Origin of the sequence: Pseudomonas gingeri, assembly GCF_013385635.1 — a bacterium.
GTDB lineage: Bacteria > Pseudomonadota > Gammaproteobacteria > Pseudomonadales > Pseudomonadaceae > Aquipseudomonas > Aquipseudomonas gingeri_A.
Map to the genome: position 1 here is coordinate 192,240 of NZ_JACAPR010000014.1, position 15,457 is coordinate 207,696.

Below are 15,457 nucleotides of genomic sequence, written 5' to 3' on the forward strand. Positions count from 1 at the left end.
GGCGGTGCCGATGGTCACTGAAAGTGAGTAGAATGCGACTTTTTTAACGAACGGGGGTGCGCTTTGCGCGAAATCGTCCTGATTAACATCACCGGTGAGGACCGTCCGGGTCTCACCGCGGCCATTACCGGCGTGCTGGCACAAGGTGGTGTGAACATTCTCGACATCGGTCAGGCGGTTATCCACGACACCCTGTCGTTTGGCATCCTGGTTGAAATCCCGAGCACCGAGCAGGCCTCGTCGGTGCTCAAGGATATTCTATTCACCGCCTACAAGCTCGACCAGCAGGTACGCTTTACCCCGGTGTCGGAAGCCGATTACCAGCATTGGGTCGACGGCCAGGGCAAGAAGCGCCATATCGTTACCCTCCTGACCCGCAAGGTCACGGCCGAGCAGTTGCAGCGGGTCAGTTCGATCACCGCGCAATACGGCCTGAATATCGATCATATCGACCGCCTGTCAGGACGCATGCCGCTGGACACCCCGGTCGACCAGGGCAAGGGCTGCATCGAGTTCTCGGTCCGTGGCGAACCGGCCGACCCGCAGGCGCTACGCGCCGAGTTCCTCAGCGTGGCCCAGGAGCTGAATGTCGATATCGCCTTCCAGGAAGACTCGCTGTTCCGGCGGAACCGGCGCCTGGCGGTGTTCGACATGGACTCGACGCTGATCGAGGCCGAAGTCATCGACGAACTGGCCAAGGCGGCGGGCGTGGGTGAGCAGGTGTCGGCGATTACCGAGCGGGCGATGGCCGGTGAACTGGACTTCCGCGCCAGCTTCAAGGAGCGCCTGGCGTTGCTCAAGGGGCTGGACGTGAGCGTACTGGATTCGATCGGTGCTTCGCTGCGCCTGACCGAGGGGGCCGAGACCCTGTTCGCCGAGTTGAAGCGCCTGGGCTACAAGACCGCGATCCTCTCGGGCGGCTTCACCTATTTCGCCCGGCAATTACAGGCAAAACTGGGTATCGACTACGTGTTTGCCAACGAGTTGGAAGTGGTCGACGGCAAGTGCACGGGGCTCGCCATCGAGCCGATCGTTGACGCCCAGCGCAAGGCTGACCTGCTGCGCGAACTGGCCCACAAGGAAGGCCTGCGTCTGGAGCAGACCATTGCGGTCGGCGATGGCGCCAACGACCTGCCGATGCTGGCGATTGCCGGGTTGGGTGTGGCGTTCCGTGCCAAGCCGCTGGTCAGGCAGTCGGCCAAGCAGGCGATTTCCACCCTGGGGCTGGATGGGGTGTTGTACCTGTTGGGGTTCCGCGATCGCGAAGGGCGGGACTGATTGTGGGAGCCGGCTTGCCGGCGATGATCGTTCCCACGCTCTGCGTGGGAATGCCTCACTGGACGCTCCGCGTCCGCCGTTGATGTGACGCGGAGCGTCACGGGCTGCACTCCCACGCGGAGCGTGGGAACGATCATCGATCTTGGCCTACAGGGTTTTCCACAGCGAGCCGAAATCTTCTTCGTGTCCCGCTGCACCGCCCGCCGCCGATTCGTTCTTGACCGCGACCGGCTGTTCGAACAAACGATATTCGAATTGATTGAAACTGCCGGTGCTGGCCAGGCGTTTGTTCAGCCCGCCACGGCGTTCGTCGCCGTTGGTGTTGATCATCACCTTGTGGCCCTCCTGGAATGGCAGGCGCGGCGCGAGCAGGGTGGCGGGAATGCCGATGGCACTGATTTCCGGCAGCAGCAGGGCGCGCAGGTACTGACTGCTTTCTTCGCTGCTGCGTACCAGTTGCAGGCCACAGGGCTGGGCATGGGGTGCCACCAGCTCGATGCCCATCTGCGTGCCGCCGCTGCGGACCTGGCGAATCCAGCGCACCACCGCGACACTCCAGCCCTGGGACGTCGAATCCTGGATGCCCACCAGTTCTCCCGCCTGCAACTGGCCGGGTACTTCCCTGGGCCACGCCAGGCAATAGCCGCCGGGACTGTGGTTGATGATCTGCAGGCCGAAGGTCGGGAAGTCCTCGGCGCTGTTGGCCGCGGCCTGGCTGACCTCGGTCTCCGTGGGGTGATACTGGATTTCCTCGTAGGGCAGCAGGGTATCGGCACTGCCGTGGCGTTCGGCATCGAAGGCGAGTGTCCAGCTGTCCTTTTCCGCGCTGTTGGCCATTTGCGCGGTGAAATGCGCCGCGCGGCTGGCGACCGGGCGCTTGAGGATCTCGCTGAAGGAGCGCTGTCCGCCCAGGTAGTAGTGCAGTGCGCTCATGCCGATACACAGCGTCAATTCGCCCTGTCCCGGCGTGCGCTGGAAGGTGCGTTCGGCGGCTTCGCCCCAGGCCGCGCAAAGGTGCTGCAGGGTGTCCAGGCTAAAGCCGGCGGGCACCAGCAGGCGTGACTGGCCGCGCTGGTCGGCGGCCAGTTCGAGGTAATCCTTCATGGCCTCGACCAGCGGCAGAGTGTTGATGCCCATCAGGCCCGGCAACTGCTCGTCGAGGAACAGCGAGGTGTAGCGCGGCGGGGCATCGGCGCCGGGGGCGATGGCGAAGAGGCTCGATGGCAGACCGGCGTCCTGCAGCTTGACCAGCGCGCTCCAGGGTTCGAGGACTTCCGCCAGGCGGGCGATGTTGTTCTGGCGCATCTGGTTGCTGCGCGAACAGCCCAGCAGCAATGCGACGATATAGGTCTGCTCGATGGTCAGCGACTGGGTCTGGCTGGCCAGTTCGTCGCGTACCGGGTTGCCTTGCACCTGATGGGCGATGGCCAGTTGGTAAAGCTGGTGGACCTCGAACCACAGGCTTTCCGGTACCGGGCAATACAGCTGGCTGGCGCGGATCAGCGGACCGTTGAGGCAGTGCAGGGCCCGTTGTATGGCCATGGTCATCAGTGCCGTGCGGTCCTTGCTGAAACGCGAGGCGACACGCATCGCGATCTGCTTGTAACCGATGGCCAGATGGTTCTGCAGGGCCTGGCAGAGATTGGCGACCTTGCGCGGGCGCTCATCGAGGACGATGGACTGATTGAGGAAGTGCCGCTCCAGGTGCTTGCAGACGTAATACACCTCGGGGCGCAGCAGTTCGAGCAACTGCAGGCGGTTTTCGCTGGGGGTGAGCAACTGGTTGAGTTCGCCCAGCCCCTGATACAGCAGGCGCGCGGTTTCTCCGAGATTGGCTTTCGGCAGTTCGGCGATCCAACGCTTCAGATCGCGCGGTGTTCCATCGCAGAAGGACAAGCTCAGCTGCGTGGGCGTTGGGGCGCGCAACAACAGGTGAGGACTCGGATTACTCATGTAGCGGGCCAGCTCCAGCAAAGAAACATACAGGCGCCATCCGTTGGCGGGGTGACAAAAGATTGGTGGCAATATAATGCCACGACTCTAGCAGCAATACGGAGAGGCCGCAGCCCTGTCGGTCGGATCAGGCTGCGACTCTTTGTCCGGCGGGTGGACCCGGCAAGGGTCACCCGTGGCTCAGGCTTCCCGGGGCAGGCCCAAGCCCTGGCCCATGGTCACCGGTGAACCGGCCACCAGGCCTTCGGCCCATTTTACCTGCTCCGGACCGAACAGCACGATAGCCGTGGAGCCCAGTTTGAAGCGTCCCAGCTCGGCACCTTTTTCCAGGTGGATCGGCGCGCGGGCGGCTTCGTCATAACGCACGCTCTTCAGCTCGCGCTTGGGCGGTGTCACCAGTCCGGCCCAGACGGTTTCGATCGAGGCGACGATCATCGCCCCGACCAGCACCACGGCCATCGGGCCGCGCTCGGTATCGAACAGGCAGACCACACGCTCGTTGCGGGCGAACAGTTCCGGGACGTTTTCGGCGGTGGTCTGGTTGACCGAGAAGATCCGGCCTGGCACGTAGACCATTTCGCGCAGGGTGCCGGCCAGTGGCATGTGCACCCGATGATAGTCCTTGGGCGACAGGTAGATCGTCGCGAAATCACCGCCCATGAATGGCGCGGCGACAGTGGCATCGCCGCCCAGCAGTTCGAGGACGCTGTAGCTGTGGCCCTTGGCCTGGAACACCCGGCCATGTTCGATCGGGCCGAGCTGGCTGACGGCACCGTCCGCCGGGCAGAGGATCGAACCCGGCGTCTGGTCCAGGGGCCGGGCGCCTTCTTTCAGGGCGCGGGTGAAGAAAGCATTGAAGTGCTCGTAGGCGCTCAGGTCTTCAACCAGCGCCTGGGACATGTCCACCTGGTAGCGCTTGGCGAACCAGGCGGTGAAGGCATTCTTGAACCAGCGCACGCGGCATTCGGCGATGCAGCCGGCCAGGCGCGACAGCAGGTGATGGGGCAGCAGGTACTGGCTGAGGATGAACAAACGCTTTTTCATCAAGGGTCCTTGGAAATCTCAAATCTCTACGGGGGTGTCGGGGTGGTTGCCCCATTCGCCCCAGGAGCCGGCATAACCTTTGACGCGCGGATAACCGAGCGCCTTGGCCACCAGGTAGGTGAAGCCGGAGCGGTGATGGGTCTGGCAGTGGGTGATGACTTCTTTGTCCGGGGTGATCCCCAGACTGTCGAGAATCTCCGGCATGTCCTTGCGGATGCGCAGGCTGCGGGCCTGGTCCATGCCGGCGGTCCATTCGAAATTCACGGCGCCGGGAATATGCCCGCCCTTGGCGGCGAGGACCTTCTCACCGGAATACTCCAGCGGGCCGCGGGCATCCCAGATCGCCAGGTCGGCGGCGCCCAGGCGCGACTGCAGATAATCGCGGGTGGCCGTCGGCCCGTCGTGCAGGGTCAGTGCCACCGGACCGCCGACCGCAGCCGGGGTGTCGGTGGACACCGGCAGGCTGTCGGCCAGCCAGGCCAGGAGGCCGCCGTCGAGGTAGTGGTAACGGCTGTGGCCGATGACATCCAGCAGCCAGATAAAACGCCCGGCCCAACCGCCGCCTTCATCGTCATAGACTACGTAGACCGCATCCGGATTGTGGCCCAGCTCGCCGAACAGTGCTTCGAGCGACGCCTGCGGTGGCATCAATCCCGGTGCGGGCGCTTGGCCCAGTTGGGTGCGCTTGGGGTCGACGAAGCGTGCGCCGGGAATATGCCCGGTGGCATAGCGGGCGCTGCTGGTCAGGTCCACCAGGATCAGCCCGGGCGTGTCGAGGCGCGGCAGCAGGTCGCTGGGCTCGATCACCAGCGGCAAGCCAGAGAAGTCAGGCATGTGAGGTCTCCTGGACGCAAAAGGGAGGATTGTAGCGCAAGCTTCAGGCGCTGCGGTTGGTAAAGGTCTGCAGGGCCTTCTCGATGCACTGGGCGGTCTTGCCGAAGGCTTGCACGGTGATTTCCGAAAGTGGCCCGCCTTCCTGGTCGGCCATGATCAGCATGATCACCCGGCCATTGTTGCTCAAGGAGCGCAACAGCAGGTGCTCGCCGGGGAACTGGGCGCGCAGGTTGCCGGGCAGCAGTGCGGAGAACTGGGCGTTGTTGGCCGGCGTCAGGCGAATCTGCGCCGGCTGGCTGAGCAGGCGCTGCAAGACGGTGCTCTGGGCCACCTGGAGAATCAGGTTGGCGGCTTCTTTCGGCAGACCGGCGATCTGGTTGACCCGCAGTGCGCTGTGGCTGCGGTCGGCCATCAGGATCATCACGCGGCGCATGCCGCACGCCACCAGGGCATCGCGGGCGACGGTGGTCAAGTGCATGGCATTGGTGAAGCGACCGGGCTCGGCCAGCAGTTGCGCACAGTGTTTGCGCCAGGTGCCCAGCGCCTCGGTGGTGGGCGCCGTGGCTGGTAGCAGGCCGGCATGCACGCGCCGGACATGCCAGGGCCAGATCAGGGCTTCGGCCGGATGCCAGAGATCCTCCATCGAATGCTGGTTGGCACTCTGGGCCGCCTGCTGGTGGATCTGTTGTTGCAACTCGTCCATCGGCTGTTGCAGGTAGAGGCTCGACAGCAGTTGCCAGCGCAGGCAGTGCGGGCTGTCCCAGGCTTGTTGCGCCGCGAGTGCCAGGCCATTGGCCAACAGGACGGTATTGGCCGGCTGGTTCAGCCAGCGGCGCAGTTCCGGATCGGCGTCCAGTTGCTGTTGCTGACGCAGTCGATTATCGCTGTCGCGGGCGATATGCAGGACCCTGGCCAGGGTGCGCTGTTCGCTGAGCAGCAACTGATAACCCTGGGTCACCCACACCGGCAGGCGCCAGATGTCAGCCAGGCCCTGGCACAACTCCAGCAGGCGGATACCGAACAGTTCCCGTTCGACGGTGGCGGCCGGTTCGTGCTTGTGCAGCACCCGCAGTTCCCAGTTTTCGAGGAGCTTCGGATGGGTCAGCGCCAGCGGCCAGAGGGGCGAGAGAAACAGCAGGCTGCCCCAGTGGATGTCCTGCCAGAGTCGCGCCAGGCGTGCGGCGAACAGGCCGTTGGCCTGCTGGGTGGCGTGCTGGCTGATCAATTGCAGTTGCCGCAGGGCCACCGGGATTTCTTCCGGGGGCCTGGCGGGCAGGCGTTCGAGCAACTCTTCGGTGCGCTTGAGGCCAAGGCGATTGATCGCCACCTCGAGATTCTCGGCCGGCTCGGTCATGCTGCCGTGGGTGTGATGGTTGGCTTCGCAGATCACGCTCAGTGCCAGCGCGGGGCTGTCCTGCATCAGTTCGGCGATGTCACGCAACGAGCTGCGGCTGTCGCGGATGGCCCGGCAGACGCGGTCATGACTGTCCTGGGGAACGGGCAGGCGCACGGCTTGCAGCAGCTTGATCCAGCCCTGCAACGTGTTGGGTGTCGGTGTGGAGACAGTCGTTTCGTTAGCCATATCAGAGCGCGATCATCATCACTGTAAACAGGCCCGTAAAGGGCTGGGCAGGCGCTGCGTAATCGGCCGGAGTTGCTGGCACATGGCCGGTTTTCTGGCTTTTCGCCTGAACTGGCTATAGTCTGGCGCAGATTCGCCGATAAGGAGAAGAAGAGATTTATTAACTTCCGAATATGACCTTGAACCCGACTCAGTAAGTGCTCTCTACCTATGGCTAAAATTATCGGCATCATCGTCGTATTCGCGAGCGTGCTCGGCGGGTACGTGCTTTCCCACGGCAAGATTGCCGCCCTGATCCAGCCCTTCGAGGTGATGATCATCGGTGGTGCGGCCTTCGGTGCGTTCCTGCAGGCCAACCCCGGCTACATGACCATGCACGTGATCAAGAAATCCTTGGGCATGTTCAGTTCGCGCTTTACCCACACCTTCTATCTCGAGGTGCTGGGGCTGATCTACGAGATCCTCAACAAGAGCCGTCGTGAAGGCATGATGGCGATTGAAGGCGATATCGAAGACGCCGCCGCCAGCCCTATCTTCGCCAAGTACCCGGCCGTGCTCAAAGACGAGCGCATGACCGCCTATATCTGCGATTACCTGCGCATCATGTCCTCCGGCAACATGGCTCCCCATGAGCTGGAAGGGTTGTTCGACATGGAACTGTTCAGCATGAAGGAAGAGCTGGAGCATCCGGCCCATGCGGTGACCGGTATCGCCGACGCGATGCCCGGCTTCGGTATCGTCGCGGCGGTACTGGGGATCGTGGTGACCATGGCCTCCCTCGGCGAGGGCGACCAGAAGTCCATCGGCCTGCACGTGGGCGCGGCCCTGGTGGGTACTTTCTTCGGTATTCTCGCGGCCTATGGTTTCTTCGGCCCGCTGGCGACTTCCCTGACCCATGATGCCAAGGAAGAGCTGAACATCTACGAAGCGATCAAGGCTTCCCTGGTGGCCTCGGCTTCCGGCATGCCGCCTTCGCTGGCGGTGGAATTCGGGCGCAAGGTCCTGTATCCGAAGCACCGTCCCAGCTTCGCCGAGCTGGAACAAGCGGTTCGCGGTCGCTGAGTCATGGAAAACAATCAGCCGATCATTATCAAGCGCGTCAAGCGCTTTGCCGGCGGGCATCATGGTGGCGCCTGGAAAATCGCCTTCGCCGACTTCGCGACGGCGATGATGGCGTTCTTCCTGGTGCTGTGGTTGCTGTCCACCGCGACCCCGGAACAGAAGATCGCCATCGCCGGCTACTTCAAGGACCCGATCGGCTTCTCCGAGAGCGGTACGCCCTACATCATCGACCTGGGCGGTTCACCGGTGCTGGCACCGGACAAGACCCTCAATCCGGAAGTCAAATCCCAGCCGCAACCGGACAAGATCACGGTCGACACCGATCAGGTCGAGAGCATGGCTGAACAGGTGGAGAAAGAGCGCCTGGAGTTGCTGCTGCAGGAACTGCACAAGAAGGTCGACGAAAGCCCCGAGTTGCAGAAGTTCAAGGATCAGATCCAGTTCGAGATCACCCCGGACGGCCTGCGCATCCAGATCATGGACGCGGAAAACCGGCCGATGTTCGACTCCGGCAGTGCGCGCCTGAAGCCTTATTTCGAAGACATCCTGCTGGCCATGGCCGACACCATCAAGGCGGTGCCGAACAAGATCAGCATCAGCGGTCACACCGATGCCAAGCCATACTCCGGCACGGGCGACTTCGGTAACTGGGAACTGTCGGCCAATCGCGCCAACGCGGCCCGTCGGGCCCTGGTGGCGGGTACTTATCCGGATACGCAAGTGGCGCGGGTGGTGGGTTATGCCTCGTCGTCGTTGTTCGACAAGGCCAACCCGTTCAACCCGGTCAACCGGCGCATCGATATCGTCGTGCTGACCAAGAAGGCGCAGAAGGCCATCGAAGGTGAGCAGGGCGCCGATGACGACAAGCCCGCTCCGGTCCCGACGCCGGGCCAGGGCGCGCCGGGCGAAGTGCCAGCCGACCCGAATGCGCTGCCGGCGGACAAGCAACCGCTGCCCGCCCATGAGGTGCGACAACGGCTGAATATCTTCGAGGATGGTGTCTTGAAGATGGACGAGCCGGGCAAGCCCAAGACCGGCTCATAAGCCAAGAAACAACAAGGCCGCGATCATCGCGGCCTTGTTGTTTCTGTCATGTGCTCGACAGGATTCAGTAGCTGTCTTGCGGCAGGCTGGCGATGATCGAGCGGTAGCTGTTCATCCGCTGTTGCTGCACGCGACCGTCTTCCAGGGCCTTGAGCAGGGCGCAGCCGGGTTCGCGATCATGTTTGCAGTCGCGGAAGCGGCAGGTGCCGATCAGGTCGTTGAACTCGATAAAGCCCGCTTCGACGTCGGCGCGGCTGACATGCCCCAGGCCGAATTCGCGAATCCCCGGGGAGTCGATCAGTTCACCGCCGCCGGGGAAGTGGAACAGCCGCGCGGTGGTGGTGGTATGGGTGCCCTGGCCGGACAGTTCGGAGAGCGGGCCGACGCGGGTGTCCACCTCGGGCAGCAGGCTGTTGACCAGAGAAGACTTGCCGACCCCGGACTGGCCGACGAACACGCTGATGCGCCCGTCCAGTTGGTGCTGCAACTGTTCCATGCCGTTGCCATGATGGGCCGACACTTCCAGCAGCGGATAGCCCAGTTGCCGGTAGACCGCCAGCAGTGCGTTCAGCGCCGGGGCGTTGTGCTCGTCGATCAGGTCGAACTTGTTCAGCAGCAGCAACGGGCGGATACCGGCATGCTCGGCCGCCACCAGGTAACGGTCGATCAGGTTGGCATGGGGCTCGGGCAGCGGCGCGAAGACGATCACGATCATGTCGACGTTGGCCGCCACCGGCTTGAGCTGGCCACGGCTGTCCGGGCGCTTCAGTTCGGTGGTACGCGGCAGTTGCGCGACGATCACCCCGATGCCCTGGTTGCCGGCACGCCAGACCACTTGGTCGCCGGTCACCAGTGCCGGCAGGTTGGCCCGCAGGTGACAGCGGAATACCTGGCCCTTGAGCTCGCCTTCCAGTGCCTCGACTTCGACCTGCACCCCGAAGTGGGCGATCACCAGGCCCGTCTGCTCGATGCCCAGGTCGCCGCCTTCCAGTGCCTCGACGGCCTGGGATTCGCGTTTGGCGGCGCGTGCGGCGCGTTCGCCCTGGATCTTTTCGATGCGCCAGTTCTGGCGGCGGTTGAGCTGGCGTTTGGCCATGGGTGTTCCGTGTCGTTGAATCGGCGGGGAGGAGCAAGCGGTCGCGAGTTTAGCACGCCCGGCAAGCGCGGCCTGCGCTAAACTGTGCGGCTACGCCGAGGAGCCAACCCATGCAAAACCCACAGAATCTGATCTGGATTGACCTGGAGATGACCGGCCTGAACCCGGACACCGACGTCATCATCGAAATGGCGACTATCGTCACCGACAGCAACCTCAATACCCTGGCCGAGGGCCCGGTGATCGCGATCCATCACAGCGATGCGGTGCTGGCCGGCATGGACGAGTGGAATACCCGTCAGCACGGCGGCTCGGGCCTGACCCAGCGCGTGCGCGAGAGCCGCATCAGCATGGCCGAGGCCGAGGCGCAGACCATCGCTTTCCTGGAGCACTGGGTGCCCAAGGGCAAGTCGCCGATCTGCGGTAACAGCATCTGCCAGGATCGGCGCTTTCTCGCTCGCCATATGAAGGCGCTGGAAAACTATTTCCACTACCGCAACCTGGATGTCTCGACCCTCAAGGAACTGGCCGCACGCTGGGCACCGGACGTGCGTGACAGCTTCCAGAAGGGCAGCACGCACCTGGCGCTGGACGATATCCGCGAGTCGATCGCCGAGTTGCAGCACTACCGCAAGCACTTCATCAAGTTCTGATCCGTATCGGTGCTTACCGCGCTGCGCTCTTTTGGGGCGCGGCGCAAGTCAGTAGACTGCGGGCCTTCTCCTGCACGGATCGCCATCATGTTGCTGATGCTCTACCTCGTCGCCATTACCGCTGAAGCCATGACCGGCGCCCTGTCGGCCGGACGCCGTGGCATGGACTGGTTCGGCGTGGTGCTGATCGCCTGCGTCACCGCGCTCGGCGGCGGCTCGGTGCGCGACGTGCTGCTGGGGCATTACCCGCTGACCTGGGTCAAGCACCCGGAATATCTGGTGTTGACCTCGGTCGCGGCGCTGGTGACGGTGTTCATCGCGCCACTGATGCGCCACTTGCGCTCGCTGTTCCTGGTGCTCGACGCCCTGGGCCTGGTGGCCTTTACCCTGATCGGCTGCCTCACCGCCCTGGAGATGGGCCAGGGCATGATGGTGGCCTCGGTCAGCGGGGTGATCACCGGGGTGTTTGGTGGGGTGTTGCGGGATATTTTCTGCAACGATATTCCCCTGGTCTTCCGCCGCGAACTCTATGCCAGCGTCTCTTTTGCCGCCGCCTGGTGTTTCCTGGGCTGTACTTATTGGCAACTGCCCAGTGAACAGGCGATCCTGATCACCTTGTTCGGTGGTTTTCTGCTGCGCCTTCTGGCGATTCGTTTTCACTGGGAAATGCCGAAGTTCGTTTATAATGACGAAGCCTAGTGGGCATATATATCTACTGTTTAAAGCCTTATTGTTGATCTGAACGGGCAGGATTCGATTAATAAATTGCGTTTTTCTTTTGAAAAGGACAGCGAGTAGCCTTGTGACTCATCAGTAGTGATAAGGATATTACAATGTCTGAGGCGTTTCTGTCTGGTTTCCTCCCTCCATGCATGATTGTGCAGGGCGGGTCAGTTATATGAATGTATTGCTTTTCGATTATGATCTGAATCGGTATGAGATGTCTGGCGATGCATTGAGTCAAGATGGCATGGCGTACCTTTCTGAAATAAAACGTGTTCTGGAGAAATATAAGGTCCGTTTTCCTGCTCTGTATCTGGAAGGTCAGGAAATACGTGCAGTCCAAGGTGGCAGGGTCTATACCTTGGGAGCAATATATACGCAGGGTGCGAATGAGCAGCGTATTATTTATCCATGCTTTCGAGATGAATTTGTATTTGATTTTGTTCGGGATATATCGTCCTTTTCTCTGTGGGGCGACATGGATGGAGAGTTGGCAGCCTCTTATGCGCAACTAAAATCCAACTTGATAAAGGAGGGGGCTGTCGACGAGCATCAGGCAAACCTGGTCCTGGCCCAGGATTTTATCGCCATGGCCAATCCAGAGGGCGAAAATTTCAGGGGTAAAAAAGCCGAGCTGGATTTTCTGAAAGGCTTGGTCTCTCTCTATCAATTCGGGGTCGCACAAGCGAAAGCCAGAAGCTTTCAGGGTGTGAGTCTGGTCAGCCTCGCGGTCTCGGATACAGGAACTCGGCGCACACGCGCCGTCGAGCACACGTTGAATCTGTTGGTAGGGGACGATGTTGCCGATATCAAACTTTATCAGGCGATTGCGGCGCAAAGTCCCGATTCCATTGCAAGCATGCGTTTGATTTCCCGATATTACACACGCTGGAAAGGACGTATCAATACAAGACAAGAGTTTTCCAATTTCTTGTTGTCGATGAATCTCGGATCAATGCCGCCGGCCCTGTTTGCCGGGTTCCGTCAATTGAATGCGTTACGCACGCGGCGCATGACGCAAATCCTTCTTACGTTGCCCAACGAAGGCTCCGCCGCCTGGCATACGATGCTGGTCAATATTCATGGTGAGTTCGATCAATTCAGGCGGCGAGCGCTGGGTAATATACTGAGGCCTGGTGGACGTTATTATCTGGAGCTGGGCGCTGACTATTCGATCAGCAATAATGATCTGGTCATAAAATACTCTGCCACGGCAGTGGAAGGCGTCGCGTTTGACGGGGTTGTCAACGTTATAGCACATGGAAATGATATAGAAAGGCGTTTGTCCGGCTATCCGGATAAGGTTGCGGATTGGTTGTACAGTAATATGCTCGCCACCTATGGATCAACGGGGTTTGGAAAATTAAAGGCTTTCAATTTTCAGGCCTGCTATGTTTCTCAAGCGCTGGCTACGCATATTACATGTCTTCTGCTGCAAAGGGCGTTGTCTTATTTTGGAAGAGATAGAATTCCCAATGTGCTGGTTATTTACAGCCCTAGGGCGTCTCTGGTATTGACTTCGCAGTTGCTGCTCGGCCGCCCTCGGTCGAGTACATGGCAAGAGCAGCATCTTGCTTTTCCGGGACATGTACTCAAAGCGTTCAGGCATCTCATCGATCATTCTTCGCAAATTCAGGTGGCGATCAGCGAAAATTTTGATTTTTCCTCTACTTCGGTCGATCCGAATAATCTTTCATTTGTGGACTATTTAAGGAGTACGCATGTTCTAGGGGTAAAGCGGATTATAACCAATGAAGATTATATCGATAAGGCGACACTGGATATTGTCACTGATTTTACACGAAAAGCATTTGAGCTGCGGAAAACAGGTTTTTCCGGGTGTGCTCAGCTGATCAAAGACAATTTTCCTGAAGCGGTTGGCGATATCCAGAAGCTGGTGGCGATTTCCTCCATAGCCGGAGAGTCGGGGTTGTTGCCAGTCGGTGAAGTCGAAACAGTCCGGAAAATGATTGGTTTTCTGGTAAGTTTGAAATCTGCAAGAGATCAGCGTGATTTCCTCGCGGGTTACAAGGCTTATAACGAGACGAAAGTAAAAATCCTGATTGACCCCTATGATCCCCACGGGCCTGAGAAGATAAAGCATTTCACTGACCTGATCTTCAGGTTGTGTGGCGCCCCGGTACCGAGCACTGAAGGCCGCTACAAGATTGCCTATAGAAAACTCTTCGTACTCGATAAGCAGGACTATCGGGCGATGACGGGTATCGATATTGATTTCGCGGCCAGTCGGTTTTTCAAGAACTATCCGGTTATACAGTTTGCTCCGAGCGAGTTCCATTCGTTTCAACTGGCCACCCCGCAGCCGGACATGATCACGGTGGACACTGCCCTGCGGCAGAGCCTCCTGGGCAGTGAACAGCTCGGGATATCGACACGAGAGCTGCGGAGACTGCTGGAGGCTGGCGACGAAACAAGGATCCTTCCTGCCATGAACCGGTTGGAAGGCAACCTGAACAAAAAGAAGCCGTTTCTCAATGGCTCCCGTTCGCTGAGAAACCTGCAAGAGACCCAGGACCATCTCGCTCGCACCAAGGCCAGTATCGAGAAAAAGCAACTGTCGCCCGCTACCCTGAAAACCACTGCGCGCCTGGCCACTGGCTCCAGTCGCTTGCTGGGGGCTTTCGGGGTTTTTGCGGATTTTCGTACCCAACCCTTTCACCTCGATTTTTCCTCGGTGAAGTCGGGCCTGTTCACCACCAGCGATTCGCTGGCGGTGGTCAAGGGGGTCTTTGATTTCACCACCGATGTCGGGCCGGCGCTGGCCTTGCGCCTGGCTTCCAGTGCGTCGCGAGCACTCTGGCAGCCGCGGCTGGATCAGCTGTTCTTCAAGATGAACAAGGTACTGTTGCCTCTTGATGTGCTGTTCACGGCGGTCAGCCTGTATCGCAACGTCGAAGGCGCGCGGTTGGCGAAGACGGTCGAAGAGCAGGCGCTGTATATCACCATGACGGTGATCGATGCCGCCTCGTTTGGCGTTAGCCTGGCGGGCTTTATCCTGATCGGTGTGCCGGGCGTCGGGGTTGCCCTGGTTCTTGTTGGCATGGCCCTGGCGGTGGTGAATATTCTCTTGAATGCCATCGTCAGCCTCTCACAACTGGATAACTATCGTTGGGACGAGAAAGTCGGCCTGTTCTTCGGCAACCTGTTCGGCTCTTCGACGCTGCACGGCATCCTCACCCAGCAGCAGATGCGCCAGGCGGCGGATCAATTGTTCATGGGCTTGCGGGATGAGGGCATCGATCTGCTGCTGACACCTATGATCAACGATGCGGACGACACGGATCAGACCAATCCGCTCAAGGACATCGGCTCGATCAGCCAGGGTGCCAGTCTGCGCCAGCAGCCTCGGGGTTATACCTTGTCACCGTTGGGGCTGAGGGCGAATGAGCTGAAGTCCTGGGCGGATGCCAGGGGCAAGGACAAGACCGAGCAGGTCTACAAGGGTTGGTACCTGCGGCGCCGGGCGCGGGCGCGCAAGTTGATGGTGAGCATGCCGTCCACGCCGAACACGCGGCTGGAGGTGCTGGATTTCGGACCGATCCCGACGATCCTGCTGTTCGGCGCCACCCCTCATCTGCTGCTGGAGGCCAGTCCGTTTGGCTGGGCGGCGGGAGAGTCGCCGCAGGAGCGGGCTCTCAATAAATACCGGGTCAATCTGCATCCCGAGACGCCCTACACCCTGCAGTTCAAGAAAAGCGTGATGACGTCAAAGGACCTTGATTCGAACTTTGGCGGCTGGGCGGAACTGGTTGTCCCGCAAGAGCTGTTCCAGAAGTTGCCGCAAGTGAGCCTGGACCTGTCCGGGCAGGGCCGCGAGACGCTGGCGGAACTGGATTTGTCGCGGTCCTCGCTGGAGCTCATCAAGTTCAAGGGCAAGAGCACGTTCCGGCTCGACCTGGTGAATGCCGATGATCACAGCGCTTGCGCGCTGGAGCAGGTGGTGCGGACCGTTCAACTGCCCGCGCATATCCAGTTCAAGAGCGGGGAGACGCACCCGGTGATGGCGGTGGTGGGCGAGGGCGCGCGGATCACGCTGAGAAACTCGACGGGGCACTCTCTGTTGTTGCTGAGACGGGAAGTCAGCCGCTGCGATATCGATCTGCAGGCCTCGGTCAGCGGTTTTGCGGTTTCTGTCTAGGTGAAAGCCTGACGTTATCAATAAAGTTC

Annotated in this window: 11 protein-coding genes; 6 read left to right on the top strand and 5 right to left on the bottom strand. The window is 60.6% G+C overall.

Going from position 1 to position 15,457, the window contains the following annotated elements:
- Nucleotides 1-63 precede the first annotated feature (63 nt).
- Nucleotides 64-1,278, top strand: a complete 1,215-nt coding sequence (gene serB / locus HX851_RS21890) for a phosphoserine phosphatase SerB (protein WP_177062759.1) — start codon at nucleotides 64-66, stop codon at nucleotides 1,276-1,278.
- A 147-nt stretch (nucleotides 1,279-1,425) separates the two neighbouring features.
- On the opposite strand, the gene HX851_RS21895 is transcribed toward serB, so the two are convergent.
- From HX851_RS21895 to HX851_RS21910, 4 genes are all read right to left on the bottom strand, one after another.
- Nucleotides 1,426-3,231, bottom strand: a complete 1,806-nt coding sequence (locus tag HX851_RS21895) for a cyclic-di-GMP receptor FimW-related protein (protein WP_177062758.1) — start codon at nucleotides 3,229-3,231, stop codon at nucleotides 1,426-1,428.
- A gap of 180 nt (nucleotides 3,232-3,411) precedes the next feature.
- Nucleotides 3,412-4,275, bottom strand: coding sequence for an archaetidylserine decarboxylase (gene asd, locus HX851_RS21900; RefSeq protein ID WP_177064492.1), 864 nt, complete (start codon nucleotides 4,273-4,275; stop codon nucleotides 3,412-3,414).
- Nucleotides 4,276-4,293: 18 nt separating this feature from the next.
- Nucleotides 4,294-5,109, bottom strand: a complete 816-nt coding sequence (locus tag HX851_RS21905; RefSeq protein WP_177064494.1) for a rhodanese-like domain-containing protein — start codon at nucleotides 5,107-5,109, stop codon at nucleotides 4,294-4,296.
- A 43-nt stretch (nucleotides 5,110-5,152) separates the two neighbouring features.
- Complete coding sequence (locus HX851_RS21910) at nucleotides 5,153-6,691, bottom strand: HDOD domain-containing protein (RefSeq protein WP_177064496.1); 1,539 nt, start codon at nucleotides 6,689-6,691, stop codon at nucleotides 5,153-5,155.
- Between the two features lie 210 nt (nucleotides 6,692-6,901).
- Here HX851_RS21910 and motA point away from each other — a divergent pair, with 210 nt between their 5' ends.
- A complete protein-coding gene (motA, locus tag HX851_RS21915) occupies nucleotides 6,902-7,753 on the top strand; it encodes a flagellar motor stator protein MotA (RefSeq protein WP_177062754.1) in 852 nt (283 codons plus the stop codon).
- Nucleotides 7,754-7,756: 3 nt separating this feature from the next.
- On the top strand, nucleotides 7,757-8,797 hold the full coding sequence (gene motB, locus HX851_RS21920) for a flagellar motor protein MotB (protein WP_177064497.1): 1,041 nt from the start codon (nucleotides 7,757-7,759) through the stop codon (nucleotides 8,795-8,797).
- Nucleotides 8,798-8,861: 64 nt separating this feature from the next.
- Here motB and rsgA read toward each other — a convergent pair whose 3' ends face one another.
- Nucleotides 8,862-9,893 (bottom strand): small ribosomal subunit biogenesis GTPase RsgA, encoded by a 1,032-nt coding sequence (gene rsgA / locus HX851_RS21925; protein WP_177062752.1) that lies wholly within the window; start codon nucleotides 9,891-9,893, stop codon nucleotides 8,862-8,864.
- Nucleotides 9,894-10,003: 110 nt separating this feature from the next.
- On the opposite strand from rsgA, the gene orn reads away from it, so the two are divergent.
- The 3 genes from orn (at nucleotide 10,004) to HX851_RS21940 (ending at nucleotide 15,428) form a co-directional block, all read left to right on the top strand.
- A complete protein-coding gene (gene orn / locus HX851_RS21930) occupies nucleotides 10,004-10,546 on the top strand; it encodes an oligoribonuclease (RefSeq protein ID WP_177062751.1) in 543 nt (180 codons plus the stop codon).
- An 84-nt stretch (nucleotides 10,547-10,630) separates the two neighbouring features.
- Entirely contained in the window at nucleotides 10,631-11,245 is a 615-nt protein-coding gene (locus HX851_RS21935; RefSeq protein WP_177062844.1) for a trimeric intracellular cation channel family protein, read from the top strand.
- Nucleotides 11,246-11,444: 199 nt separating this feature from the next.
- A complete protein-coding gene (locus tag HX851_RS21940; protein ID WP_256262785.1) occupies nucleotides 11,445-15,428 on the top strand; it encodes a hypothetical protein in 3,984 nt (1,327 codons plus the stop codon).
- Nucleotides 15,429-15,457: the final 29 nt, after the last annotated feature.